General features: G+C 61.4%; 24 protein-coding genes and 1 pseudogene. 5 read left to right on the top strand and 20 right to left on the bottom strand.

Annotation, left to right across the window (positions count from 1 at the left end):
* Positions 1-15: 15 nt before the first annotated feature.
* On the top strand, positions 16-1,080 hold the full coding sequence (locus GSQ92_RS05505; protein ID WP_158805469.1) for a zinc-binding dehydrogenase: 1,065 nt from the start codon (positions 16-18) through the stop codon (positions 1,078-1,080).
* 21 nt (positions 1,081-1,101) lie between these two features.
* On the opposite strand, the gene GSQ92_RS05500 is transcribed toward GSQ92_RS05505, so the two are convergent.
* The 13 genes from GSQ92_RS05500 to GSQ92_RS05440 form a co-directional block, all read right to left on the bottom strand.
* Entirely contained in the window at positions 1,102-2,037 is a 936-nt protein-coding gene (locus tag GSQ92_RS05500) for an acyltransferase domain-containing protein (RefSeq protein ID WP_158805468.1), read from the bottom strand.
* Positions 2,037-2,885, bottom strand: a complete 849-nt coding sequence (gene mdcB / locus GSQ92_RS05495; protein ID WP_158805467.1) for a triphosphoribosyl-dephospho-CoA synthase MdcB — start codon at positions 2,883-2,885, stop codon at positions 2,037-2,039. Before mdcB ends, GSQ92_RS05500 begins: the two co-directional genes overlap by 1 nt.
* Positions 2,882-3,526, bottom strand: a complete 645-nt coding sequence (mdcG, locus tag GSQ92_RS05490; protein WP_158805466.1) for a malonate decarboxylase holo-[acyl-carrier-protein] synthase — start codon at positions 3,524-3,526, stop codon at positions 2,882-2,884. Before mdcG ends, mdcB begins: the two co-directional genes overlap by 4 nt.
* Before the next feature lie 3 nt (positions 3,527-3,529).
* The gene (locus tag GSQ92_RS05485; RefSeq protein WP_158805465.1) at positions 3,530-5,161 is read right to left on the bottom strand and encodes a biotin-independent malonate decarboxylase subunit beta; all 1,632 of its coding nucleotides are present in this window, start codon (positions 5,159-5,161) and stop codon (positions 3,530-3,532) included.
* Positions 5,158-5,469, bottom strand: coding sequence for a malonate decarboxylase acyl carrier protein (gene mdcC, locus GSQ92_RS05480; protein ID WP_158805464.1), 312 nt, complete (start codon positions 5,467-5,469; stop codon positions 5,158-5,160). Before mdcC ends, GSQ92_RS05485 begins: the two co-directional genes overlap by 4 nt.
* 6 nt (positions 5,470-5,475) lie before the next feature.
* Complete coding sequence (gene mdcA, locus GSQ92_RS05475; RefSeq protein ID WP_158805463.1) at positions 5,476-7,131, bottom strand: malonate decarboxylase subunit alpha; 1,656 nt, start codon at positions 7,129-7,131, stop codon at positions 5,476-5,478.
* Positions 7,128-7,430 carry a YciI family protein gene (locus tag GSQ92_RS05470; protein WP_158805462.1) on the bottom strand — a complete coding sequence of 101 codons (303 nt, stop codon included), beginning with the start codon at positions 7,428-7,430 and terminating at the stop codon, positions 7,128-7,130. The genes mdcA and GSQ92_RS05470 overlap by 4 nt, the downstream gene beginning before the upstream one ends.
* A gap of 25 nt (positions 7,431-7,455) precedes the next feature.
* Entirely contained in the window at positions 7,456-8,223 is a 768-nt protein-coding gene (locus GSQ92_RS05465; protein ID WP_158805461.1) for an SDR family NAD(P)-dependent oxidoreductase, read from the bottom strand.
* A gap of 42 nt (positions 8,224-8,265) precedes the next feature.
* Positions 8,266-9,240, bottom strand: coding sequence for an ABC transporter permease (locus GSQ92_RS05460; protein WP_158805460.1), 975 nt, complete (start codon positions 9,238-9,240; stop codon positions 8,266-8,268).
* Positions 9,241-9,258: 18 nt separating this feature from the next.
* Positions 9,259-10,782, bottom strand: coding sequence for a sugar ABC transporter ATP-binding protein (locus GSQ92_RS05455; protein WP_158805459.1), 1,524 nt, complete (start codon positions 10,780-10,782; stop codon positions 9,259-9,261).
* On the bottom strand, positions 10,779-11,804 hold the full coding sequence (locus GSQ92_RS05450; protein ID WP_158805458.1) for an ABC transporter permease: 1,026 nt from the start codon (positions 11,802-11,804) through the stop codon (positions 10,779-10,781). The genes GSQ92_RS05455 and GSQ92_RS05450 overlap by 4 nt, the downstream gene beginning before the upstream one ends.
* 33 nt (positions 11,805-11,837) lie before the next feature.
* On the bottom strand, positions 11,838-12,956 hold the full coding sequence (locus GSQ92_RS05445) for a sugar ABC transporter substrate-binding protein (protein WP_216850552.1): 1,119 nt from the start codon (positions 12,954-12,956) through the stop codon (positions 11,838-11,840).
* Positions 12,957-13,028: 72 nt separating this feature from the next.
* On the bottom strand, positions 13,029-13,808 hold the full coding sequence (locus GSQ92_RS05440) for an SDR family NAD(P)-dependent oxidoreductase (protein WP_158805457.1): 780 nt from the start codon (positions 13,806-13,808) through the stop codon (positions 13,029-13,031).
* Positions 13,809-14,061: 253 nt separating this feature from the next.
* Here GSQ92_RS05440 and GSQ92_RS05435 point away from each other — a divergent pair, with 253 nt between their 5' ends.
* Entirely contained in the window at positions 14,062-14,955 is an 894-nt protein-coding gene (locus GSQ92_RS05435) for a fumarylacetoacetate hydrolase family protein (RefSeq protein WP_158805456.1), read from the top strand.
* A gap of 14 nt (positions 14,956-14,969) precedes the next feature.
* Complete coding sequence (locus GSQ92_RS05430; RefSeq protein ID WP_216850551.1) at positions 14,970-15,830, top strand: dioxygenase; 861 nt, start codon at positions 14,970-14,972, stop codon at positions 15,828-15,830.
* Positions 15,831-15,836: 6 nt separating this feature from the next.
* Here GSQ92_RS05430 and GSQ92_RS05425 read toward each other — a convergent pair whose 3' ends face one another.
* The 5 genes from GSQ92_RS05425 to GSQ92_RS05405 all read right to left on the bottom strand — a co-directional run bounded on the left by GSQ92_RS05425 (position 15,837) and on the right by GSQ92_RS05405 (position 19,224).
* Positions 15,837-16,547, bottom strand: a complete 711-nt coding sequence (locus GSQ92_RS05425; protein ID WP_254066564.1) for a GntR family transcriptional regulator — start codon at positions 16,545-16,547, stop codon at positions 15,837-15,839.
* A 99-nt stretch (positions 16,548-16,646) separates the two neighbouring features.
* The gene (locus tag GSQ92_RS05420) at positions 16,647-16,943 is read right to left on the bottom strand and encodes a putative quinol monooxygenase (protein ID WP_158805454.1); all 297 of its coding nucleotides are present in this window, start codon (positions 16,941-16,943) and stop codon (positions 16,647-16,649) included.
* Positions 16,944-17,053: 110 nt separating this feature from the next.
* Positions 17,054-17,785, bottom strand: a complete 732-nt coding sequence (locus tag GSQ92_RS05415) for a DUF4239 domain-containing protein (RefSeq protein WP_158805453.1) — start codon at positions 17,783-17,785, stop codon at positions 17,054-17,056.
* A 281-nt stretch (positions 17,786-18,066) separates the two neighbouring features.
* On the bottom strand, positions 18,067-18,495 hold the full coding sequence (locus tag GSQ92_RS05410) for a GFA family protein (protein ID WP_158805452.1): 429 nt from the start codon (positions 18,493-18,495) through the stop codon (positions 18,067-18,069).
* Between the two features lie 123 nt (positions 18,496-18,618).
* A complete protein-coding gene (locus GSQ92_RS05405) occupies positions 18,619-19,224 on the bottom strand; it encodes a LysE family translocator (protein WP_158805451.1) in 606 nt (201 codons plus the stop codon).
* A 266-nt stretch (positions 19,225-19,490) separates the two neighbouring features.
* On the opposite strand from GSQ92_RS05405, the gene GSQ92_RS05400 reads away from it, so the two are divergent.
* Together GSQ92_RS05400 and GSQ92_RS05395 are read left to right on the top strand one after the other, a co-directional pair.
* A complete protein-coding gene (locus GSQ92_RS05400; protein WP_158805450.1) occupies positions 19,491-20,075 on the top strand; it encodes a peroxiredoxin in 585 nt (194 codons plus the stop codon).
* A gap of 524 nt (positions 20,076-20,599) precedes the next feature.
* Positions 20,600-21,865 carry a hypothetical protein gene (locus tag GSQ92_RS05395; protein WP_158805449.1) on the top strand — a complete coding sequence of 422 codons (1,266 nt, stop codon included), beginning with the start codon at positions 20,600-20,602 and terminating at the stop codon, positions 21,863-21,865.
* Between the two features lie 600 nt (positions 21,866-22,465).
* On the opposite strand, the gene istB is transcribed toward GSQ92_RS05395, so the two are convergent.
* Positions 22,466-23,338: an IS21-like element helper ATPase IstB gene (gene istB, locus GSQ92_RS05390; RefSeq protein ID WP_158805448.1), complete on the bottom strand. Its 873-nt coding sequence runs from the start codon at positions 23,336-23,338 to the stop codon at positions 22,466-22,468.
* A pseudogene (istA, locus tag GSQ92_RS05385) lies at positions 23,335-24,410 on the bottom strand (IS21 family transposase). The gene istB and the pseudogene istA overlap by 4 nt, the downstream one beginning before the upstream one ends.
* Between the last annotated feature and the right edge of the window lie 322 nt (positions 24,411-24,732).

Below are 24,732 nucleotides of genomic sequence, written 5' to 3'. Positions count from 1 at the left end.
TAAAGGAAGTGCGTCATGCGGGCAGTTCGGTTCTACGACAAGCGTGATATCCGGGTGGAAGAGATCGCGGAGCCTAGCGAGGTTCTCGACCACCAGGTGCTGATCGAGCCGAAGCTCTGCGGCATCTGCGGCACCGATCTGCACGAGTATATCGCGGGTCCGATCGTGACCCCGGCGACACCGAACAGCCTGACAGGCGCTGTGCTGCCGCAGATCCTGGGCCATGAGTTTTCCGCGAAGATTCTGGCGACCGGCAAGGCCGTGACGAACCTCAAGCCGGGCGATCGTGTTTCCATCCAGCCTTTGATGGCGCCAGAGGATGATTATTTCGCCCGGCGCGGGCTGGTGCATCTCAGCGATCGGCTGGGTGTTGTGGGGCTGTCCTGGGCCTGGGGCGGTTTCGGGCAGAAGGCCGTGGTTGATGCGATCAACGCGATTCCGGTGCCGGATTCGCTGAGCGATGCACAAGCCGCACTGATTGAGCCGGCGGCTGTCGCGGTTTATGCTGTGGACCGCGGGCGGGTCACGTCAGGTTCTTCAGTGCTGGTTTCGGGTGCTGGACCCATCGGCGCGCTGACATTGCTTGCCGCGCGCGCGGCGGGTGCCAGCATCCTGTTCGTGGCCGAGACTAACCCGCATCGTCTGCGGAAGGCGCAGGAAATTGTGCCCGGCGTGATCGCGATCAATCCGCGGGAGCAAAATGTCGCCGAGGTGGTGCGCAGCCATACGGAAGAAGGCATCGGCGTCGATACGGCGATCGAATGCGTCGGCAACGAAGCCTCGCTCAACGCCTGTGTCGATTCCGTGCGGCGCCAGGGTGTCGTTGTTCAGGCTGGGCTGCATATCAAGCCCGCGACCGTGACGCCGATGACCTGGGCACTGAAGGACATCAGCATCGAAGCAACATGGTGTTATCCGGTGCAGAGCTGGTCACGCATTGCCCGCATGATCGCGGCTGGGATTTTCCCGGTGGAACGCGTCGTCACCGCGACGATTGATGCGAAGGATGTAGTGGCCGAAGGGTTCGAGGCGCTGCTCGACCCACAGGGGCAGCACCTCAAGATCCTCGTTCGTCCTTAGGTCTTGGCCTGCTCGCGGCGGTCACTCAGCCTCCAACCACGCAGAGACGCCGTCGAGGGTGCGGAAATCATCGAAGCTGCGAATACGTGCCTCGGGTATTGCCTCGCGTGCCATGGTCGCCAAGGCGCGGCCGGGTCCGAGCTCCAGAATCGTCGTCGCCCCTGCCTCGCCGCAAGCGTCGAGACACGCGGCCCAGTCGATGGTGTGCGAGATGGCGGCTGCAAGCTTGGCTTGCCCGGGTGCCGTCTTGAAGACGCTTTCGCCATCGAGGCCGGAAAGCAGTCGGACAGTATTTGGAACGATCTCCGGCATGCTGACCGCTGCCAATCGCTGATGGAAGGCAGGGGTCGCTGGTTGCAGCAGCGAGGTGTGCGAGGCGACAGAGACTGGCAATGGGCGGACCACAGCGGCTCGTGCCTGCTCCAGCGCCTCCACGAGGGAGGCAAGCAAGTCCGATCGGCAGCCGAGGACGAAGTGATCCTCTCCGTTGATGATGGCGACTTCCGCCTTGTGCTCCCGGCAAACTTCGTCGATCGCGCTGCGCCTTAGACCTAAGACGGCGATCAGGCCGCCGGGTGACTGACGCCCGACATCATCCATCGCCTCCGCTCGCGCGGCCGCCAATTGCAACAATGTCGGCGCGTTGAGTAGGCCGGCGCAATGCCATGTCGCCAGGTCGCCAAGGCTGTAGCCCGCAAGAGTGTATGGCTGCGTAATCCTCGGCGATAAGATCGCCCAGCTTGCGGCGATAGCAGTGCAACATAGAATTTGTGCCGGGCGGTTTTGTTGTAGGTCGGCGGCAGGCGCGCGCACCAGATCGCGGGGATCTGTTCCCCCGAGAAGCGCTGAGGCCGCGGCGAAGACTGGCTCGGCCTCAGGTTGGTTCTGAAGCGCGTCGAACATGCCGGCATGCTGCGCTCCTTGGCCGGCGAGCAAGAAGGCAAGCGCCTCCGCCATCAGACTTCGAGCAGATCGATGAAGAGGGCAGCGGCGAGCAAGTCAGCACAGCCACCGGGGCTTAATCCGCGTCGCACGAACTCCGCATGGATGACGGAAGCCGCATCGCGCCATTTGGGTCGCGCAACGCCGCCACCTTCGAGAAAGCGCCGGGCCGCTTCTCGCGCAAATACCAGCCCCTCCGCACCACCACGATACAAGAGGTTGGTGTCCTCGACAGCGGCCAGAAGCGCGAAGAAACATTGGACGCGCGGTGGCTCGTCGTCCTCCGCATGATGGCGGCGCGCCCACCTTAGTGCGGGCAGTCCGATCCTGTAGACGGTGTCGAAGCCATTTGCCGCCTCGCTTCTCGCGCCACCGGCGCCGTGTTGCGCTCTGACCTTCGCGCCATGGCTGGATGATCCGACCGCCACCATGATGGCCTCGCCCCATCGAGTCCTGACGCATCGACCCAGGCTGCCCTCCACCGAGACCCCGCCGCGACGGCCAAGGAAGCCGGCGGCGGCACAGAGCAGCCCAAGCGCGAAAATCGCGCCGCGATGTGTGTTGACGCCCCCAGTTCGTGCCAGCATGTCGCGCTCCGCCGCCAAACCGAGTTGGCGCAAGCGCGGCATGGTGGCGCCCTCTGTACCTGCCGCGACGAGAGCCGCGAAATGCGAACGCAAGGTCGCGGCACTGGCGCGCAGCATCGTGGCATCCATATCGGCATGGCTGCCGCTATCAATGTGGCTGACCAGCCCCGGTTTCGGCCACGTCTCCAACTCAAGGCGGAGGCATCGCACGGCGATCTCGGCCAGCGCTGCGGCTTGGTCACTTCGAGAGGCGAACGCTTCAATAGTGGCGTTCATGAAGTGCGCGGACTGGGCCGAAGAGATGCTTTCGATCGTAGCTCAACACCGGTGAGCGTTTTCACCAGGACATCCGGCAATCCTGTGTCGAGAATTTCCCGCCAGTGGCACCCCCCGCCATCCGGTAAGACGATCTCTCCATCGATCCGAACGGGACTACGCTGTTCAAGATCCGCGATGGCGGTGGCGAGCGGGAACGGATCGTCAGGGCAGAACCATAGAAGATCGAGATCCGATTTCTCCGTCATGTAAGAAAAACCCGTGATGCTCTCCCAAAGCAGACTTCCGAAGACCCGCGCGCCGTCCTCCGCGCCTGGGGCCTGACCGGCAGCAATGAGAGTTTCGCGCCAGGACGATGGTGCCGCCGCGATCACCTCCTCCGCGCGCAGCGGCTGCCGGACGGCAATGATGGCGGCGGCCGGTAGAAGAATTGCAACATGCCGCCTGCCTTGCGAGGGCGGGAGAGGAATACCCGTCGGCACGAGGTTAGGTGTTTCACCCGGCAAAGCACGCCGCAGGATAACCGGGAAGCCTCGCATCGCCCATTCGTCCAGCAACGAAATTGCCGCGAATTCCGGCTTGTCGCGCAGCATCGACGACCAGTAGGCGGGATCGACTGTCAGTAGGTCGTGACGCCGCACCGCTTACTCGCGCGAGGCTTCGGCTTGCACGCGGCGCGCCAGATCAGCACCCGGCAATGCGACATTCGCTACCAGCTTGCCGGGTGTCGCAAAAATCTCGCCCAGGCGCGTTGCCAGATTGATGTCCGGACCGATGATTTCGCTGATCGCTCCCAAGCGCAGCATTGGGCCGAGGCCCGGGGCGAAAACCGGCGTTGTCTGCGACATCGATTCCAAGTGCGCGAGTGGCAGCTTGGTCACGCGGGCGATCGCTGCGAGATTCATGACGGCGGGATCGGCTTTTGGTAGCGCAAGCGCGGTCTCCGCCACCAGCCCGAGCGCGATAAAGGCCGCCGCCACCGCCTTGCCGTACAGAAGTGCAATAACGCGGTGCCCAGAAAGACGCGCCAGGACAATGGTTTTCGCCAGATGAGCAATCGCTTGGCTGAGGCCGAGCAGCTCCTCCCCGCGACTCATCGTCTGGCCCTCAGTATCGACGAGAACAAGGATCGGCTGGCTGGGGGCGGATTGCATCACGGACTGCACAGCAGCGGAAAGTCTGAGCGCCGCCGCAGCACCGAGTGGCAGGCCTTTCGCGAGGCCGACGATCGCCATCGGCACACCGGATGGCGGATGAGCGTTCCCAAGGATGACACCATCCGTATCGATCGTGACCTGATGTCGCCAATCGAAAGCGACGCCAAGCATTTCCGAGAGGACAACGGGCTGCGATGCGACAGCCAGGGCCGCCGGCCCGTCCGGTGGGGCTTGCAATCCGGCGACCATTTTCTCGAATGCGGCGTCGGACACGTCCTGCACTGCGGTGAGCAGATGCAGGAGCTGCCAGATCTCGGGAGCGTCGCGACAATCGCCGAAGATGGCGAGGCGTTGCGCCAGCGTCTCGTGTTCCGCCAGAAGCACCGGCAGGTCTAAGGGCGGCGCATCCGCGAGCAGACGATTGGCGGCGGTACGGAACGCGTCGATGGTGTCTTCCACATAGGCATCCGCGATACCCAGCAGTCGACGAGTCCGGCCGCCGGTGATGCGCCAGACCAATGGCCTGTCGCGCGCATCGAATTCCTCGACGCCGCGATTTGTTTCAATAACCTCTGGTCCGCTGACGCCGAGACGCCCTTGCTCCGAAATCACGACGGCACTGCAGGATCCCGCGATAAGCCCACCACCGCCAAAGCAGCCCGCGCGGCCGCCGATCAGCGCGAGGACGGGCACGCCCGCAGCGCGCGCTTCCAATAACGCCACGATCGCCTGCCCGACGGCTATTTCCCCGGCATTCGCCTCCTGTAGTCGCACGCCACCCGTGTCGAGTAGCAGCAGCACCGCCGATACGCCTGAAGAGCCGGCGGCTGCCCGCAACAAGCCAATCATTTTAGCGCCATGGACCTCGCCGAAAGTCCCGCCTAGGAAACTGCTCTCCTGAGCGGCGACGAGCACGCGGTTCCCCTCGAGCCGCCCGCTGCCGATGACGATGCCGTCGTCGAAAGCCGAGGGAAGATCGAAGCCGGCAAGATGCGGGCTGATACAGCGTTCGGTGGGCGGAATAATTTCAGTGAAACTGCCGGGGTCGAGCAATTCAGCGAGACGCTCGCGGGCGCTGGATTCATACCAGCTCGTTGCGACGAGGGCGTCCGGCCTCATGGCGCATCCTCCATCAGCCGGGCGCCCTGAAGGAGCCGCAACGAAACGGTATCCGGTCGCGCGCCGCAATCATTGATCGAGATGCGCAGGCCACCAGGAGCGGCGCGCGTCACAAAATCCTCGACGACGGCGCGCCACACGGTGGCAAAGCCCGGAACGCTGGTTTCGATGTGGACGTAGCAACGATCGCCTTCCTCACGCTCAAGCAAAACCTCGAGGTTGCCGGAAGCGACAACACCCACCAAGGCCCAAGGCTTTCTACCCGGCAACGGTTTGAGGCCCGAATGGCAGATATCGATCGTTTCCATCACGAATCACCAATTGCGGAACTTGCCGGGCGGCTGATAGAGGCCTTCGGACCAGCGCACGAGATCCTTGATCGACCGCGCGGCAAGCAGGTGCCGCTGCGCCTCCAGAACGTCGATGCCTAAATCCTCAGGATAGAGGATCGCCCGTCTTTCGCGCAGGCGCGCGACCATCGCTTTGTCGCGTCCACGGCCGACATCCGTATAGCCTGCGACGCCGCGGATCGCCTGTTCACGCTCCCCGGCTGTTCGGCAAAGGAGCAAATTGGCGATACCTTCCGCGGTGACTATGTGGGTCACATCGTCGCCTCGGATCATGATCGGCACAAGATCGAGCTTCAATTCGTCGGCGAGTGCCACACAATCGAGTTCCTCGACGAAAACTGGCGCCATCTTGTCTCCGAAGCTTTCGACCATCTGCACCACGAGCTTGCGGCCTTGGGCCATACCTTGTTCCGAAGCCCCTTCCCGTCCCGCCTTCAACCAAGGCTCGGACGGATGGCGGCGCCCATGCGGATCGGAGCCCATATTGGGCGCGCCGCCAAAACCCGCGATGCGGTCGCGCAGCACCGTCGAACTATTGCCCGCGAGATCGATCTGAAGCGTCGAACCGATAAAGAGGTCGCAGGCATAGAGACCCGCAACCTGGCAAAGCGCACGGTTGGAGCGCAGCGAACCATCGCGGCCCGTGAAAAAGATGTCTGGCCGCGCGGCAATGTAATCCTGCATGCCGACTTCCGAGCCGAAACAGTGGATCTGCTCTACCCAGCCGCTCTCGATCGCGGGGATCAATGTCGGGTGCGGATTGAGCGCCCAGTGCGTCGCAATTTTCCCCTTCAGCCCGAGTTGTTCGCCATAGGTCGGCAGCAAAAGCTCGATCGCGGCAGTGGAAAAGCCGATGCCATGGTTGAGGCGACGGATGCCATATTCTGCATAGATACCACGAATCGCGAGCATCGCCATCAGGACGTGCAGTTCGGTCAGGCTCGCCGGATCGCGCGTAAAAAGCGGCTCGACATAGAATGGCCGTGGCGCGACGATGACGAAATCGACCTGGTCAGCGGGGATGTCCACGCGCGGGACGCGATCGACCAGCGTGTTCACCTGCGCCACCACGATGCCGTTCTTGAAAGCTGTCGCCTCCACGATGGTAGGCGTGTCCTCGGTATTGGCGCCGGTATAGAGATTCCCTTCGCGATCGGCCGAAACCGCCGCGATCAGCGCGACATTCGGCGTGAGATCCACGAAGTAGCGGGCAAACAGCTCCAGATAGGTGTGGATGGCGCCGAGTTCGATGGTGCCCGCCCTCAGCGCGCGAGCAATGGCGGTGCTCTGCGGACCGGAATAGGAAAAATCGAGCTTCTTCGCGATGCCGCGCCGAAACAGGTCGATATGCTCGGGAAGCACGACGCCCGACTGTACGATATGCAAGTCGTACAGTTTTGCCGGATCGGCCGCTGCAAGCGCGGCTGCAAGGTGATCCGCCTGTTTCTGATTGTCGCCTTCGACGCACAACCGGTCACCCGGACAAATGACTGACTCCAGCAACGCTGTCGTATTCGCCGCCGGCACCAGCTTGCCATCGGCGAAAGCCGCGCCCGCCGCGCGTCGTGCATTGCGATCCTGCCGCGCGGCGTCCCAGACTTTGCGTGTGGCTGTGGTCACGAGGCCGGTAAATCGGACCGGTTGTCCGTCCTCTTGTCGAAGCGCTTGATAATGACCTCGCCCCAGATCCCGTGCTTGGTGAAGGGATCGTCGGCATTGAAAGCCTCCGCCGCTTCGCGCGATGGCGCATCGACGATGAAGAGGCTGCCGAGCATGGCAGTTCCGTCATCCGAGACAAGCGGACCCGCGACGATGAGGTGAACCCGCCCCTCGGCGAGATATGCGCGGTGCTCAGCGTGGCGCGCCAGGCGTTGATCGAGGGCGCCAGGCTTGTCGAGGCAGTGGATCGCGAACAGCATTGGGCCGCCCTCTTGTTCGGTAAGATTATTGCGCGGTATAGCCGCCGTCGCAAACCAAGCTGGCGCCGGTCACGAACCGCGCCTCATCCGAGGCGAGGAACAGCACGCAATTCGCGACATCCACCGGTTCGCCCAAGGTCAGCGGATGCTTGGCGCTCATCATCTCGATATAGTGGTCGAAGCCGCCCGGATAAGTTTCGCCGGCCTTCAGGAACAGCGGCGTCTTGGTGGAACCGGGATGCACGCAGTTCACGCGGATGCCATAGGGCGCGTAGCAGATAGCATCCGTCTTGGTCATCATCAGCACGGCGCCCTTGGTGGCGTGGTAGGGCGGCAGATCGTCATTGCCGATCAGCCCGTAGATCGAAGAGAAGTTGACGATGGAGCCACGCTTCGCCGCCATCATATGCGGCAGAACATGCTTGCTGCACAGGAAAGGGCCGCGCGCATTCACCGCGAAAACAAGATCCCATTCCTCGACAGTCGCCTCATGGGTGAATTTGTTTGCGCCCGGAATGCCGGCGTTGTTGACCAGAATGTCGATCTTGCCCCAGCGATCGATCACCTGCCGCACACCCTCGGTGATGGTGTCTTCCTTGGTGACATCGACACGGATGGCGAAGGCTTCATAGCCACCGCCGCGAAGGCGTTCCGCCGTTTTCTCGGCCGAGGCGAGATCGACATCGAAGATCGCGACCCGGGCACCTTCCTGGGCAAAGCGCTCGCAGGTTGCTTCGCCGATGCCGGTGCCACCACCGGTGATGATCGCGACCTTGTCTTCCAGACGTGGCATTCCCTCAGTCCTTCCAGTTTCCAGCGCTTATTTCCGCGCCAGTTATTTGATGACGCCGATCTTGCCACGATCCGTGGTCAGGCCGACGGCGATGAGCGCCATGATACCGAAGACAATATATTGGGCCGTCGGAGCGACGCCGATCAGCACTGTGGCGACGCGCAGCCATGCCGTGATCAAACCGCCGATCACGCCGGCCCACAAGCCCCCCACGCCACCCGAAATCGCAGTGCCGCCTAGCACCACACCGACGATGGAAAGCAAAAGCAGGTTACCCGCCAGCGTCGGCGAGCTGAACTCCGTGACCGAGACGAGTGCCAGACCCGCGAGCGCCGCGCAGCCCGCCGAGGACGCGAAGGCGAAGCTGCGCACTCGGATCGTGCGCACGCCGGACATGACGGCGGTCCGCTCCCCCGCTCCCAAGGCGAAAAGGTCGCGGCCGATCCGGCTGTAGCGCATGAGCAGGGCCAGCAGCGCCACCACCACGATCACGGCGTAGCCGGTGTTTGGAATGCCGAAGGTGGTGTTGCTGAGCAGCGTGATGAAGGGATCGCTGTCCGGCAGCGGCTGCGCCGTCGCATTCGACAGCAGCAGCGACAGCCCGGACAGCATGCTCAGGGTGCCCAGCGTGGTGATGAAGGACGGAATCTGCAGCCAGGCATGCGCGAAACCCTGAAGCGCACCGAAAGCAATCGCGATCAGCAGCACCACGAGGCAGGTCCAGGGACCGAAGATCGGCGCAAGCTGCACGACGAGCACACCAGTTAATGAGGCAATGCCGGCGACCGAGAGGTCGATGCTGCCAGTCAGGATCGGCATGGTGCTGCCAATGACCAGGATCAACAACGGCGCCGCATCCGAGACGAAGCCGGTGAGCGCGGAGAAGGACAGGGTGCCGGGTGCCACGATGGCGCTGGCGCCGAGCAGCAGGACCAAAACGCTGATTGGCACGAAACGCCGCAGAGCCACGGCGAGGTCGAAGCCTTCGGCGCGGCCTGTGCCTCTGAATGCGGACATGGCGGTTCTACCTCTGGCTCAGACCATCGCGCGGACGAGGTCTTCCTCGCTTGGCGCATCTCCGCGGTTCAGATCATATTGCGCGCTTATGGCGCCGTCCCGCATGACGACAATGCGATCCGAGAAATCCAATACCTCGCCGATGGTGTCGGCAACGAAGATCACAGCGAGACCTTTCGCGACTTCGTCACGCACCGCGTCGAACAGATCGTCTCGCGCGCCAGGGTCGAGGCCTCGCGTTGGATGATCTAGCAACAGAAGCTGCAGGCGCCGCGACATCAGCCATTTGCCGAGCACGACCTTCTGCTGGTTGCCGCCACTCAGCTCGTCGATTCTGGCATCGCTCGAGCGTGTTTTGACCTTGAGGCGCTCGATCCAGGTTGTCGCGGCTTTTCGCTCTGCGGCGCGATTGATGACGATGCCGCCATGCCCGTAATCGAGGCCGGAGGTCAGCACCATATTCTCGACCAGCGTGCGGCCCTTCAGCAACCCTTCGAGGTGACGATTGGCCGGAAGGTAGCCGATGCCTTGACGAACGGCGGAGGCCGGAGAGGCAACATCGGTCTCGCGTCCGTTCAAGCGAATGACGCCGGTCATTTCATCCTCGGCGCCGAATATGGCGCGGCAAAGCTCCTCCGCGCCTGAACTCTGGACACCTAGCATGCCGAGAATTTCACCGGGTGCCACGCTTAGGCCCACCCCACGCACATGGTTCGCTGAGGAAAGGTTCTCCACTTCAAGCCGAGGCTTTTCTGTGGACGCCGGACTGCCGCTTACGCTCACCCGTGGCCCATGAGTCGCTCGCTGGCGGCCGACCATGAGGCGGTACAGGCTGTCGCGATCAATATCGGCGGTCGGGTGCTCCGCAACCTTGCGGCCGTCCGTCATAACCACGGCACGATCGCAAATGGAGAGGATTTCGTCGAGACGATGGGACACGAAGACTATGGCGGCCGTTTGCCGCAGCCGGTCGATCTGGCGGAAAAGTTGCACGATCTCGCCTTGGGTCAGGACGGAGGTCGGCTCGTCGAACAGAATGATCGGCGGGTGATCGACCAGATCCTCGATGGCGAGAACCTTAGCGAGTTCTACTTGCTGGCGCTCGGCAAAGCGCAGATCCTCGACGATCGCGCGTGGATCGATATCGACTTCGATCTTCTTGAGTTGCCGCTCCGCCGCCTCGAACAAACGGCGCCAACGATAGAGGCCGTGGCGTTTGGCGGCGTTCGGCTTGTCCAGGAAGATATTCTCGGCGACCGTGAGGTTCGGCACGAGCGACTGTTCCTGATGCACCATGCCGATGCCATGCATGGTGGCCTCGGCAGGACTATTTAGGCGGACGAGCTTGTCCCGCAGAAGCATCTCGCCCTGCCCCGGCTGCACCAGGCCGGCCATGATCTTGAGCAGCGTTGATTTGCCCGAGCCATTTTGGCCAACCAGCCCCAGCACCTCGCCCTGGCGAAGGCTGAGATCGATCGGCTCGAGTGCGACAACGCGGCCGAAGGTTTTGCCGACGCTGCGGACTTCCAGAAGATTCGTCATTTGACGATCCTCAGTTTGCGGCGGAGATGCAGGCCGCTGATCGCGACGACCGTCACGATGACCGCACCGCTGATGATGTTGCGCACATAGGGTCCGGCGCCGATCTGGATCAGACCGTTATTGAGCACTTCCAGGATCACCGCGCCGATCGCGGATTGGATCGCGCCGCCCCGTCCGCCGCTCAGCAATGTGCCGCCGAGCACGCAGGCGCTGACAGCTGGAAACAGCAAGCCATTGCCGATATCCGCATTGCCGTCGCCTAGTTGCGCCGACAGCAGCAGGCCCGCCAAGGCCGCGAGAAAGCCGGAAATCATGAAGGCGGCGAGCTTGAATAGCGGCACGCGCAGGCCGGTGGCGACCAGCGTCGCCTCCCCGCCGCCGACCGCGTAGATCATGCGGCCGAGATGAGTGTAGTTCAGGACAAGGTGGAAAATCGCCAGCACCGCGACGGCGATAAAGACGATGAGGCTAAGGCCGGCAAATTGCGTCGAGGCGAGACCGAGCACGATGGGATCGCGGATGCCAGGCACCTGGCTCGGAAACAGCACGCTCGCGATACCGAGGCCAATGAACCAAGAACCGAGCGTCACGATCAGCGAAGGCATTCGGAAGTAGGTATTCAGAACGCCGTTGAAGGCCCCGAAGACGACGCCGACACCGAGCGCCGCGACGATGGCCCAGATGCCCCAGTGATGCCCGTTGACATTATTAGCCGCGAGCAACGCGACAGTCATGCTCGATGTCGCCATCACGCCTTCGAGCGACAGGTCGATGGCGCCAAGGAGAATGACGAAGCTCAGGCCGGTCGCCAGGATGACGGGAACAGCTACCGCCTCAGCAATAGCCGCGAGGTTTCCAGGCGAGAGGAAGTTGTGGCTCGCAAGTTGAAAAGCGAGAGCAAGGACGACTAGAACAGCTACCGGACCGATGCTTTGCAGCCAACGGCCCGGCCTGGCCGGGAAACGCAGCGAACGGGAAGCGGGCTGGCCGGGCACCTCCCCGGCCTTGGCGACGAGCTTCATGATCCGGCCGCGCCTCCCGCTCCTCGAGATAGCCTATTTATTGGCACCGACCGGGATCTGGCCAGCAGAGTCTTTCCAGAAATTGGCCTTCATCTGGTCGTAGGTGTATTTCGGTGCATTGGCCTTGAGCGCGAGATACTGGTCAACGTTGCTCTTATCGACCACTTCCTGCTTTAGGTAGAAGTCACGTTGCGCGTGGGTCAGCTTCTCGGGATCGATGTCCCCGACCGCTGCGGCATGGGCAAGCGAGATGGAAACGGCGCCCTGTAGAACGGGATCATTCCACACGGTCACGAGCATGTCACCGCTCTTCACCATATCGAGCGCGACTTTCGAACCATCCGAACCGGTCACGAAAACCTTGCCGTTCAAGTTTTTCTCGCGCAAAGCGGCCACTGCACCACGAGCCATCGCGTCATTCGAGGCGAAAACGCCGTTCAGCTTGTCGCCATAGCGCGCAATCCAGGTACGCACGATGTTTTGAGACTTGGTTTCCTGCCAGTCTCCGACCTGGGTATCGAGAAGCTTCACGCCAGGGCATTCAGCCAGCGCTTTGTGCAGGCCCTGGATGCGCTGATAGGCGGGCGGCGTGGAAGGCACCCCCTCGACTGCCGCGATCTGACCCTTGCCGCCGAGTGCCTTGCAAAGCGCCGTCATCTGGTAATAGCCGGACATCACACCATCGAAGGAGGTGTGAGCCACCCAGTATTTCGGGTCGGTATCCCACGGATGGATATTTTCTGGGCGGTTCCAGATGGTGACGATCGGCACTTGCGCGACCGCCGAACGATGGACCACCGCCTTGACGAATGCGTTGGACGACGGGTCCGTCGCCAGCGCGCATTTGCTGCAGCCGGTGGCATAGATCGCGCCAAGCTGCGCGAGCAACTGCGCACCCTGGTAATTGCTTGTGATGACCGTGAGCTTCGTGCCGATCGAGTCGGCGATATCCTGGGCGCCCTGGGTATATTCGGCCCAGTATTCCGATGCTGTTTCATCGATGCCGATGATCAGGCTGCCTTTCTCCGCCGCGCGGGCCGGCGAGACATAGGCCGTCGCCATGGACGTTACCGCGGCAACGGCGAAGCTGGCCGCGAACAGGCTACGGCGGAACATTCCGCCTCTGCAGGACTGGCTCTTTGGCGTTTTCATGGATGTCTCCTCCGTTAATGCTTTTGCTTTTGTCGGCTTCTTTGGCCGCGACGCTGAGACCGAAGTTTCTGGCTACCCGGCGACACTTCCGCCATCGACGAAAAGGATCTGACCCGTGATGAAGCTGGCTGCTGGGGAGGCCAGGAAGATCGCGGTGCCACTCAATTCCTCCGGCTCGGCCGCACGATTGAAAGGAATGCGAGACATGAAGAGATCCCGCACTTCCGGGGTCTTCAGGATGAAGTCGGCGAGAGGTGTTTTGAGCACGCTCGGTGCAATGCAGTTCACGTTGATGCTATGCTTCGCCCATTCGGTTGCAAGCTGACGTGTCAGCAGATGAACCGCGCCCTTGCTCACACCATAGGCGACGTAGCCAAGCGGATGGCCGACAAGACCACGCACCGAGCCGATGGTGATGATGCGCCCGCCGCCTTGCGCGATCATATGACGGCCAACGGATTGCGCGCAGAACAGCGTGCCCTTAACGTTGACGTCCATTACAAAGTCGAATTCTTCGGGCGGCAATTCCTCAGCGGCCTTGCGCCGCGCGATCCCTGCGGCCGTCACCAGGATGTCGAGGCGCTTGAAATGCGCGTGGGCGGAAGAGACAGCTTCCTCGACGGCAGCAGCCTTAGTGACATCGACGGCGACCGGGAATACATCGCCCAGAGCGCCAAGCTCCTCCGCAGCGCTCTGAAGCTCGCCCTCCTTCAAGTCAGCGAGGACCACCTTAGCCCCCGCCTGGAGATAGGCCGCGGCAATAGCGCGGCCGAGCCCTCCCGCAGCGCCAGTCACCATCGCGACTTTTCCGGAAAGGCTAAAAAAATTTTCGAGTATGCGCGTCTCGGTCATCAACGCTCCCCACGGCGGCTCTACGGCGGCCCTATCTCACCGACCCCGATGAGAAGCCCATCTTGCGGCATATGTTTTCAAGTGTAAACATGGAATATCGATTTTATTATGCTGCAATGCACATTGCGCGGTAATATGATCCGTTCGCGGTGTCGTCGTCAGAACTTACCATTCCAAGCGAAATATCGATTTTCCTTGTCGGACCTGTTCGCCGATGCTAGATCCTTGGGAAGGGTGGGAAAACGAGGGAACAATGCGTCTGCTATCGTTCTTGAAGAACGGCCGACCCGCGGTCGGCATCGCGCAAGAGGGGGGTATCCTCGATCTTACCGGGTTGGATGAGGGATTTCCCAGCGAACTCGTCGAATTCATCACCGGCGGAGCCGTCTTACGCGACAAAGCTCTAGCGGCGGTTGGGGCCGGCCACTCGCTTCTCAATCCCGAAAGCATAACCTTCCGACCCCTGATCCCGTCGGCCGGCAAGATGCTCTGCCTCGGGCTGAACTATACGGAGCATGCGGCGGAGGGAGGCTATCAGCGCCCTTCCTGGCCCACCATCTTCCTGCGTTGCCCTCGGAGCCTGACGGCGCATGGCGCCCCTATCATCCGCCCGATCGTCTCCGAGCAGCTTGATTACGAGGCAGAGCTCGCCCTGGTGATTGGCTCACCCATCCGCCACGCCACGCCTGAACAGGCGGTCGATGCAGTCTACGGGTATTCCTGCTTCAACGATGCCTCCGTGCGCGACTATCAGCGCAAGACGATTCAGTGGACGATGGGCAAGAATTTCGAACAATCCGGCGGCTTCGGTCCTTACCTGGTGACCGCTGACGAATTGCCACGCGGGGCCAGCGGCCTCAGCATCACCTGCCGGCTGAACGGCCAAGTGGTGCAGAATGCGAATACGCGGGAGATGATCTTCCCAGTGGCGGAAACCCTCGCGCTGTTGTCGGAATGCATTACCTTGGAGCCAGGCGATGTCGTTGTGATGGGAACACCCTCCGGCGTCGGCCATGCGCGCAAGCCGCCCTTGTGGATGCGACATGGAGATGTCGCGGAGGTCGAGATCGAAGGAATTGGCGTTCTGCGCAATGTCATCCAGGATGAGGTGGCGCAACGAGCCGCTTCGCCACTCGTCGCCGCGTGACAGGGAAAACCCTCATGGATCGCCAAAGTCAGACTCCCGCCTATGATATCAGCCCGGCGAATGTCACCGAGAAGGTCATCGCCTCCTTCGTCATGAAGACGCCACGACAACAGCAGTTGCTGAACAGCCTCGTAGGACATCTGCACAGCTTCGCGCGGGAAAACCAGCTTACCCATGCCGAATGGGCCGAGGCGATTGGGTTTCTGTTTCGCTGCGGCGAGATCAGCTCGGATAAGCGCGACGAGTTCATGTTGCTGTCGGATGTGCTGGGGCTGAGTTCACTCGTCGATATGACGGACGCACCGCAGGGCGCGACAGAAGGCAGCGTGCTCGGACCGTTTTACGCGTCGGATAGCCCGCAGGTTCCGCTTGGCGGAGATCTGAGGCCGACCGCTGATGGAACCGGACAGCTGGTGCTCGGTCGCGTCGTCGATGTTGATGGGGCACCCGTACCCGGCGCGGCGATCGACATGTGGCAGACGGCGGAGAACGGTCTCTACGCTACTCAAGACGACGCAGTTCCGGACAATGCCTTCCGCTGCAAGATGCGTTGCGCGGATGATGGCACCTTTAGTTTCACCACAGTATTGCCGGGACCTTATATGGTTCCGGACGACGGCCCCGTTGGCGAATTGCTGCGTGCCGGTGGCCGAACCGCATGGCGACCGGCACATTTTCATTTCCTTGTGATGGCGCCCGGTCACCGTTCCGTCACTACCGAGATTTTCGTAGCGGGTGACCGCTATCTCGGCAGCGACGCGGTTTTCGGGGTGCGCAAATCGTTGATCGTGGCTGCCGAGCAGAAGGATGGGCGGCCAGTCATCGATCTTACATTCCGGCTTGCCAGGAACGACGTTCCTCTTGCCGCGGAGTAAGCTCGGCTATCCCGCGGCGGATGCAACGACAACTGCCGCATCGGGCTGTTGAACGAGGCCACTGGCGCATAGCTCGCTGGTGAGGATGTAGTGATGCATCAGGGCGTCCACCGCGGCGTCTATATTGCCCTCGATCACTTTTGACGCGATGTCGTTGTGTTCCGTGAGTTCGTTTCGCGGCGCGCCGACCCCCTCACGCGCTACCTGCCGATAGCGATAGGCGCGATCCGCAAGCTGTTCGCAAAAACCTATCAGCGGTTGTGAGCGGCATCCCGCGATGAGGGCGCGATGAAAGGCGCGGTGCCGCGCCTCCCATTCCGGGTTATAGGCGCCGGTGTTCGCCATCCGCCTCGGCACGCGTGACAAACGGTGGAGCGAGAGCACGATTGTCTCCTCCCATTCCGTCGTCCGGTGGAGCATGCTCTCGCGTAGGGCGCGCTCCTCCAGCCAGCATCTCGTTCTCGTCAGCTCCTCGAGTTCTTCGAGAGTGATTGGTGTCACGAAGAAGCCGCGCTGGTCCCGCCGATCGAGCAACCCCTCCGACGCCAACCTGTTCAGCGCCTCCCTTACGGGCGAGGCGCCCGCGCCATATCGCGCGACCGCCCATTCCACGCGGAGTTTACTGTTCGGCTGGATACGACAATGCAGCAGCTCGTCTCGCAGCTGGCTGTAAACGGACGACGCCATCGTCTCGCGCGTTCCGCTTTCCTCCGACAAACTCAATCTCCCAGCGCGCGAGGACATGTTTAGGCTGCGATACTCACCTGGACAGCCGACGAGCCACTAGGCTCCCAAGCTGTCACCTCCGAGCAGGGACTACTCAAACTCTGTTAGGGTCCGAATGTCTGGAGCACCATCGAGCAGACCGTCGAGCTTCTCGATCAGGGCACTGAAGTGAGGGGTCTGCATGTGTTTGTCGAGGTCGTCCTGGCTCCGCCAATGCTCAACGAACACGACCCGTTGGTCGTCTTCCTTGTCCCAATGCGGAACGTAAAAAAGACAGCCAGGCTCCGCGCGGCTGGGCTGCAGGCAGCCACGAATGGCCGCTGCCACCGCGTCCTTTTTGCCGGCTTTGAACTTGAGTATCGCCACGACTCGAATATCTGTTGGCATCACCGCTCCTGACTTAAACGTGGGCTTTTCTAGCCCTCATCACCACAATAGACGGCAAGCTCACGCAAGGCGAGAGTTTGCGAGACTATTAGGACATGGAGGGCCATTTCTTATTGCAACGAGTGCTCGAGCGCCGTGATTTTCTGCAACGTTGTGACAAAATGATCAGGCTGCATGGCGAGCGCTCCTTCGAACGGATAGTCGAGCAGGTGAATCAGGACGAGGATCGCGGCGACTGTCGCAGCGAACGTCATCGAGAAGCTTGCAAGCGCGCGACCGCTTTCAACTCCTGCCATGGTCACGAATGCAGCTAGGATCGCGCCCAAGCCTATCAAAAGCGCCCAGAGAAAAATGGGAATACCGCTCGCCAGCTGGAAGATCCTCATGGTTCGCTGGCTATGTGCCTGCTCCAGGTAAATCAACAGTTGCTGTCGTGTCCCTAGATCCGCCGGGCTGGTCGGCCGCAGCCGCACGACGTTTTGGATCAGACTTGTGAGCTTCCGGTCCGCGCCGTTGTTCGGTGCGCGATTCGCGAACATCTCGGGCCATTCGTCTTTCACGACGGAAGCAACATAGGCAGCTTCGGCCGCGAGAAGCGGCCGCGCCTGATCTGCAGGCATCGCGCTCATGAGCGTCGCCGCATCCTCGAGAGAACCACACTCGAATTCAATCGCGCTCGCGGCCGCGTTATACTGGCTCCAGACCTCGCTGAAGACGAATGCTAACAAAACAGCGAAGATCACCCCGAGTTGAAGAAAGACAGCGGTCCCAACCTCGCTATGGCGCCGCCGGACATCCAGGTGGACCTTCCGATGCACGGCGATGCTCGCGAAGGCGGCCATAAGCGTCGAGAACAAGATGACGATCAACGCGATAGTGAGGGACATTTTTCGAAGCTAGCATACCCGCCGGCCGATTTCACGGGCCGCAACAAGCAAAAAGGAGGGCGGAAACCACCCTCCGAAGCGCCGTCCACAGGCCCATTCTGGCCTAGGTCGCCTGGGAGCCGGTCCAGCCGGCGGATTGACGATTGTCCGCATCGCGAATGTCGCAGGCTGTTAAAGCAGCCTGCGACCGCTTTACGATATCTCCGGCCGGGTGAGACTAAAGCCCCGCAATCGACCTATTCCGCAACGAGTTCGCCGGAGCCACCAAATTCGGCCGGAAAGTCCTTCAACTTTGGCAGCCCGTCTCGCATCGGCAAAACGGTGTTGGCGTAGTTAACATGCACCTGGGGCACGAAGGTTAGCCCTGGTATCGTTGCCGCATAGACGTCAATCATATTCAGAGGAGGATGCGCGGTCATCACGTGGCCGCCACAAAGCTGGCAGAATTGGCGCTGGCTCATATCTGTCTTTTGAAATGTCGCGATGTTCTCCGCGCCTTTTGTCACCTCCACGGCCTCTGGCGACCAAAGTGTGAAAGCATTGACGGGGCCAGCCGACCACGAACGACATGATTCACAATGGCAATAGCCCATTGCATTCGGCTCGCCGGTCACTTTGATCTCGACAGCACCGCAAAAGCATGTCCCGGATTGTGTACCACTCATAGCCGCCCTCCAGTTTCTTGTGATATTGACTGGAAGTGTCAACAAATTCTGTTCCGGAGCAAGTAAATTCTGAACACCCAATAGTGGTAGATGTCGCATGACGCCAGAAAAGCATCTTGGCAACTACCTATCCCAGATCACCGGTATGACCGAGGCGGCCAAAAGCACCCCCATGAGCAAATTGAAGAAGCGTAAGCGTGCCGGAGATTCGAGAAGCCGGCTGACGCCTAGTCCAAGAATCGCCCACATTCCAACGCATGGCACGGAAATAAGAACGAAAATCAGCGCCAGCGAGCAAACTTGGGCATAAAGGTTGTGGCCCGGCACCGTGTAGATCGCGGTCGTGGCCAACGCCAGGATCCAGGCCTTTGGGTTGACCCACTGGAACGCGCTTCCGCCCCAAAACCCCATAGGGGCGCGCGATGCCGCCTTGGTGGGCAAGGATTTACTCCCTGCCCGCGCGATTTTCCAGGCGAGAAACAACAGCCAAGCGGCGCCCAGCAAGCGCAGCGCGGTGTAGAGCGGGGGATAGCGCGTGAGCGGACCCGCGAGGCCGCTGCCGACCACGGCAACCAGAACCCCGAAGCCCAACGCAATTCCAAGGATGAGTGGGATCGTGGCCCGAAGGCCGTGCGTGGCGGCAGCCGAGAATACCATGAGGTTGTTCGGACCCGGCGTCGCGGAGGCCACGATGGCGAAGGCCAAAAAGGGTAGCAGCGACACGAGCATGCCCCAGGCTGCCAGCTATCGCCTCACCGCGAAAGGGCGGGGTATTTCGCGGCGGGGGAAGTCGCCATCAGCACGGTCGGCCTGGGCGGCACTACGCGGACCAGCGCGTCTTGTCCGGAATGAGACAATCCACATCCCTTGCCGGGGAGACCCCACAAAACTCGGCGTGCGCTCGATCCGTATCAGAGTTAAAATCGTCGGGTATCACCATCGGCCAGGCGACGGCTTGCAGGCAATCACGTCGCTTGGCAGCAGGGAGATGTCTGATGGCGGAAACCTTCGTTGATACGCCGGATTGGACGAGCATTCCGGCTCCTCAGGACGACGGAGCGATCAAGCATTTAATGGGCGCCAAGCTACCCTCGGTCCCGCTGGCCGCGACGGATGGTCGCACTGTGGACCTCGCGGCGCTTCCGGGGTGCTCCGTGGTTTATGCTTATCCTCGGACTGGTCGGCCCGGCATCCCCAATCCTGAGGGTTGGGACATGATCCCGGGGGCGCGCGGTTGCTCCCCTCAATCCTGTGCTTTCCGGGATCACTTCGCGGAGCTCCAGGCCCTCGGGGCCAGCCATGTTTTCGGCCTATCGACACAGGACACTAACTTTCAGGCCGAGGCGGCGGAACGTCTGCACCTTCCGTTTCCACTACTGTCCGATGAAGCTGAGGCGCTGACCAAGGCGCTGGCTTTGCCGACCTTCGAAGCGAGCGGCATGACACTGTTAAAGCGATTCACGCTCATCATCGATGATGGAACCATAACCCACGTCTTCTATCCCGTATTCCCGCCGGACCGGAACGCCGCGGATGTTGTTGCATGGCTCTCACAAGAGAGCAGCTTGCGCGGCGTTTAGCTCTGGCTCGTAAGGCGGAAGGGCCCCCTTTGCCCGCCTTCTGACCAGCTCTGAGCGAGCTGTTTTGGAGCCGTTTCCGCCACCGTCAAGCAGGTGCGGCCGAAAGCGGAAATAAAGTTGTCGAAGACCTGATCCATCCGGCGGCCCACCACGGTTCGGATGGCGAGAGGCAATGCCCAGGACAAATCACCGCAACAACACCATTGCTGTCTCGACCACGCCAGTGCAGGTTCAGCCACGATTTGACGGCCTGCCCGCCGCCAACGCGCCGCGACTCGTCGTGCCCGCAGTCTAACCGCGGGACGTCACGCACACGGTCGTCATCGGTTCCGTTCTCCAGTCCTGCTAAGGTCTTGGCTGGGTCCATCAAAGCCCTAACACGGTATGCGCTCGCACCCATTTGCGCTAGCCTGGGTCTCTTCTGCGAATGCCGAACTTGAAGGCAAATGGTGAACCAATAGGCCGCCATCCCTTCAAGCGAGGCAGCAAAGGCTAAACCGCTCTCATGTGAGCGGGATATTCCATTGGTCGAGGGTGCGGTGGCTCAATTGATGTCTCCAGAGCGGCGAGAGTGGCTCGCTCTCATAGATACTTTCTTAAAGTCCAAACTCCGTCACTCACGCGATTTGCCTGACGATCAAAAGAGGGCCGTGCGAAAAGGCGTGCTCCTTAGAGGCGTCATTGCCGGCGAGGTTGACAAGTATTGGCTCATCGCGGAAGCGACAGTTGATGATCGAGCGGTCGAGCCACACATCAATCTCGTGCATAAAGATCAGTGGAAATTGCTGGAACCGGATGTAGATGCAACTCTACGCTCGTCAGCAGATGATGCAACCGGTCGGGAGGATCCGACACAGCCACGGAATTTGGTGGATGTCGTAATTTGCGCCTATGGCAAACCATACCAAACTGCCATAACTCTAGCATCACTCCTCCAGCATTGCAGTCAGCATATCGACAAGATATACTTTCAGGAAGAGAGGCAGCAACCCTTCGACGACGAAGTAGTGTCAGTTGTCGAATGCTTCCGCCACAAGAGCATCGTGCATTTCAAACCGCAGCATCACATTGGGGTCGCCTTCACGGACAAGCAGCGCCTCAAGCAAGATGATTATCGACGTTCCATACGCTATCAGTATGGTTGGGAGGAAAGCGACAAGCCCTTTTTGTTCCTTACCCACAACGATTGTCTCTACGAGACCGATATCATCGGAGGCATGCTTCGGAGATTGGAAGGTCAAGAATACGCGGGCGTCGGACGGGTTGGGCAGTGCTGGAATTGCCCCGCCCACAGTGCCGGCTTCTGTGACGGCAACACCTACGCAAATTACAAGCCTGACTATGCAGAGGCCGCCGCGATCGTTCAAAATCACCCCTCGCCGCGCACCTTTATCGAGGGCATCGACCGCGAAAGCCCAATGCCTTTCCCGGAATGCCGCCTCAATGAGTTTGGGTGCTTGGTCAATCTTCAGATGGTGCGAAATCTCGTTTCCCCGATCGGAGAGATCGAACCGTTCGGCACACTGAGTCTCGACATCGGAACTGACTGGTTCAGAAAACTCAGCCTAAAGGGATACAGGTTCTTAAACTGGTATGAAGGCATGATCCATGCTTGGTGTGCCGAAGATGCTAGTGGTTTGTCGGCTGACAATGATTTCGCGACATATTGCCGAAACGAGACGAAAGCAAAGGTGTATTTAAGTAAATATCATGGAGCAGTGTTTAATGAGCTTGCTGGGAGACGCTATGCATCCTCGCTGCGCCGCCTGTCGCCGCTTTCCACTCCGTAATCAAGAGCGCTCTGAACGGAGGGGCACGATCCTTTGGTGGCGGGACTATCGTCCGAAGCGTCCTGCAGCACTCTCGAGGTGATTGCGGGCTCAGCCGCGCCAGACGAGCCGTCGACACACGCCAGCATTGATATTTTGGAGGGGCGCGGCTGCCGGCCGCGAAAACGTCGCGTTCCTCGATCGCTCATGGGATCTCGTCTGCATGCCGGGGGGAGCGATCTGGATGCTATCTCGTTGATCCGCCGTCTTGGGGCCTTGGAGGCCAATGCGACTGGCGCTGTTCTACAAAAGGCCTCCGTCTGGATGCCACTCGGAATGTCACCTTCAGAAGAGGCAGATCTTGGCGCATGCAAAGCACCAAGCCCTCGCCAGACATTGGCAGTCGTCTCGTGGGGTGAGCGAGGGGCGTGAGGACGATGTCGCAGTCATTGGATCGCCGGATTGCCGTGCTGGAGGCCCGAGCTTGCCCCGAGGGGGCGTGCGGGCGACCGAGATGCTTGCCGACTTCCGTTGGTCATCGGAGCGGCCTTAGAAGTCCAATGTCAATGCCGCGTGAATTATCCGCAGCTCCGCCGAAGTAAGATTCCTCACTTTCGCCGGTTAGGGGCCAGGGTGTGCATGGTCATTTTTGGGTGGCCGACCGCGCCGGCGCGTCGCTAATGTTGACGTTGGTGGGGTGATGATCGCCTTCGAGCGGACGTGCTCGGGCATGAGTTCGGCATGTTGGCGTAGGCGATAGCTGGAGCCTTCAATCTGCACGACGACAGCATGGTGGAGCAAGCGGTCGAGCAGCGCCGTGGCGACGACTGGGTCGCCGAAGACATCGTCCCATTCGGCAAAGCCACGATTGGAGGTCAAGATCATAGCGCCGCGTTCGTAACGTGCAGCGACGAGTTGGAAGAACAAATTGCCACCGCCGGGTACGACCGGCAGGTAGCCGATCTCGTCGACGATTAGCAGCCCCGCCCGGGCAAAGAACCGGATGCGTTCGTGCAATCGACCTTCGCGCTCGGCGCGGGCGAGTTGGCCGAGCAGATCGGCCAATGTGCAGAAGTAGACACTGCGGCCCGCTTTCACCGCCTCGACACCGAGGGCCGTCGCCAAGTGGCTTTTTCCCGTGCCTGGCGGTCCGAGGAAGTGGACGACCTCGTGGCGCGCGACGAACCCGAGTTGGGCCAGCGTTAGGATCCGATCACGGTCGAGCGAGGGCTGGAAGGAGAAGTCGAACCCGGCAAGCGTCTTGATGGTGGCGAGGCGGCCCATGCGCAGCGCGGTCTTGATGCGGCTGTTCTCGCGTAGCGTCAGTTCCTCGGAGAGCAGGATGTCGATTGCCTCCAAGGCGCTGATCTCGGCGCGCTCCAAGCGGCGGACGATCTGGTCCAGGGCTTCCAGCGCCCGCGGCATTTTTAGCCCGACCAGGTCGTGGCGGATGCGGTCGAACATGGAAGGCGTGAGCTCGGCGAGCGCGTTCATGGGCGGTTCTCCCGCGCCAGTCGGCGGCCGACGGCGTCGTAGAACTCCAACGGCCGTGGCGTCACCATGTCGCCGGTGCGGCCGAGCCGAGTTATCGCTTCGTCCCTGCGCCTGCGCGTCTCGGCACCGATCTTTCGGTGGCCCGGTGCAACGCGCCGCTGGTGGCGGCCTTCCAGGACGGGATGAGCGGCGATCAGGGCGCCGTCTTCGAAGATGTGGACCTCCTCGGCCAGCGTGTGCACCTCCACCATGCGGCGGCGGGTGGCATCCGGCACGCTGTAGAGATTGCCGCCGACGCTCACCATGCCGTCGCGAGAGATGCGACGTTCAAGTCGCAGGACTGCCCGGAACGGTGCCAGCGGCAAAGGACGCAGATGCAGCTTCTCCTCGGCAAAGGCTTCGTTGACGACCCGGCGTGTGGTGGCGTGCACCCGCGGATTGGCGACGGTATTGTAAACGATGCCATCGCGTTCGCCTTCGCCGGTCACCGCGGTCTTCATGCGATCATAGAGGATCTCCCGTGGCGCGCCGCCAAACGCCTCGAAGGCGGCAACGTGGCAACGCAGCACCGTCGCGAGGTCCTGGTGCACCACGTATCTCGCCCAGATTAGGCGGCTGTAGCCGAGCACCATGGAGAACAGCCAAACAATCCGCGGCGTCGTGGGCTCGTCGGTGAACACGACCTGGAACCGTGCAAAGTCTGCCTGAGCCTGCTCCCCGGGGCGGTCTCGAAGCGCGCCTCGAACTTGGTGTCGGCGCTTGGCCGCACGTCGCGCAGGAAGTCGGTGACGGCCGTGTAGCTGCCCGCGTATCCCAACTCCTTCAGCTCTCGGAGAAGCCGCGAGCCGGTCAACCCGGGATAGGTCTTCACCCGCTCACGGAGGTAGCTGGTGAACGGGTCCAGAAGCGTCGGTCTCGGCTGCCGCGGCCCATAGGCCGGCGGTTCCAGCCCACGCTCGATGTAACGGCGGACGGTCTTGCGATCGAGCCCACACTGTCGGGCGATATCAGATATCGTGAGCCCCTGCCGATGCAGATCCAGGATCATCACCATCCCCTCCAGCCTGACCACCGTTGCGCCCCTCCCGCCGATCGGGGGAAGCATCCACGCATCGCGGCCGCTGGGCTTGCGGAGCTAGCTCCGCAAGCCCAGCAAACAAGGCCACTTGGGGAGAATTCAAACGGCGCTTCTGGGGAGCATCACTCCGGTATCAACAGTCCAAAGCTGCATTCTCCCCCACCGCCTCCGCTGGACTGCCGAAGAACCGCGGGCTGACCGTCATGGTCCGGAGATTTGGAATGGACCAGCAGTCGTCGGCTAGTGTCCTGATTCCGAAGTTTCTATCCACATCTCTGCTGGACGTCGACGGTTCTTTGGCAGAAGCGCTGGATTG

The sequence above is a fragment of the Acidisoma sp. S159 genome (genome assembly GCF_009766125.1).
GTDB lineage: Bacteria > Pseudomonadota > Alphaproteobacteria > Acetobacterales > Acetobacteraceae > Acidisoma.
The sequence above is the reverse complement of the archived record's forward strand: the minus strand, read 5'-3'. Positions and strand labels throughout refer to the sequence as shown.

Bases quoted from the DNA above. Each gene is read 5' to 3' on its own strand.
- GSQ92_RS05505 (WP_158805469.1), top strand. From the start codon at position 16: ATGCGGGCAGTTCGGTTCTACGACAAGCGTGATATCCGGGTGGAAGAG.
- GSQ92_RS05500 (WP_158805468.1), bottom strand. From the start codon at position 2,037: ATGGCGGAGGCGCTTGCCTTCTTGCTCGCCGGCCAAGGAGCGCAGCAT.
- mdcB (WP_158805467.1), bottom strand. From the start codon at position 2,885: ATGAACGCCACTATTGAAGCGTTCGCCTCTCGAAGTGACCAAGCCGCA.
- GSQ92_RS05485 (WP_158805465.1), bottom strand. From the start codon at position 5,161: ATGAGGCCGGACGCCCTCGTCGCAACGAGCTGGTATGAATCCAGCGCC.
- mdcC (WP_158805464.1), bottom strand. From the start codon at position 5,469: ATGGAAACGATCGATATCTGCCATTCGGGCCTCAAACCGTTGCCGGGT.
- GSQ92_RS05470 (WP_158805462.1), bottom strand. From the start codon at position 7,430: ATGCTGTTCGCGATCCACTGCCTCGACAAGCCTGGCGCCCTCGATCAA.
- GSQ92_RS05465 (WP_158805461.1), bottom strand. From the start codon at position 8,223: ATGCCACGTCTGGAAGACAAGGTCGCGATCATCACCGGTGGTGGCACC.
- GSQ92_RS05460 (WP_158805460.1), bottom strand. From the start codon at position 9,240: ATGTCCGCATTCAGAGGCACAGGCCGCGCCGAAGGCTTCGACCTCGCC.
- GSQ92_RS05455 (WP_158805459.1), bottom strand. From the start codon at position 10,782: ATGACGAATCTTCTGGAAGTCCGCAGCGTCGGCAAAACCTTCGGCCGC.
- GSQ92_RS05450 (WP_158805458.1), bottom strand. From the start codon at position 11,804: ATGAAGCTCGTCGCCAAGGCCGGGGAGGTGCCCGGCCAGCCCGCTTCC.
- GSQ92_RS05445 (WP_216850552.1), bottom strand. From the start codon at position 12,956: ATGAAAACGCCAAAGAGCCAGTCCTGCAGAGGCGGAATGTTCCGCCGT.
- GSQ92_RS05440 (WP_158805457.1), bottom strand. From the start codon at position 13,808: ATGACCGAGACGCGCATACTCGAAAATTTTTTTAGCCTTTCCGGAAAA.
- GSQ92_RS05435 (WP_158805456.1), top strand. From the start codon at position 14,062: ATGCGTCTGCTATCGTTCTTGAAGAACGGCCGACCCGCGGTCGGCATC.
- GSQ92_RS05430 (WP_216850551.1), top strand. From the start codon at position 14,970: ATGGATCGCCAAAGTCAGACTCCCGCCTATGATATCAGCCCGGCGAAT.
- GSQ92_RS05420 (WP_158805454.1), bottom strand. From the start codon at position 16,943: ATGCCAACAGATATTCGAGTCGTGGCGATACTCAAGTTCAAAGCCGGC.
- GSQ92_RS05415 (WP_158805453.1), bottom strand. From the start codon at position 17,785: ATGGCCGCCTTCGCGAGCATCGCCGTGCATCGGAAGGTCCACCTGGAT.
- GSQ92_RS05410 (WP_158805452.1), bottom strand. From the start codon at position 18,495: ATGAGTGGTACACAATCCGGGACATGCTTTTGCGGTGCTGTCGAGATC.
- GSQ92_RS05405 (WP_158805451.1), bottom strand. From the start codon at position 19,224: ATGCTCGTGTCGCTGCTACCCTTTTTGGCCTTCGCCATCGTGGCCTCC.
- GSQ92_RS05400 (WP_158805450.1), top strand. From the start codon at position 19,491: ATGGCGGAAACCTTCGTTGATACGCCGGATTGGACGAGCATTCCGGCT.
- istB (WP_158805448.1), bottom strand. From the start codon at position 23,338: ATGAACGCGCTCGCCGAGCTCACGCCTTCCATGTTCGACCGCATCCGC.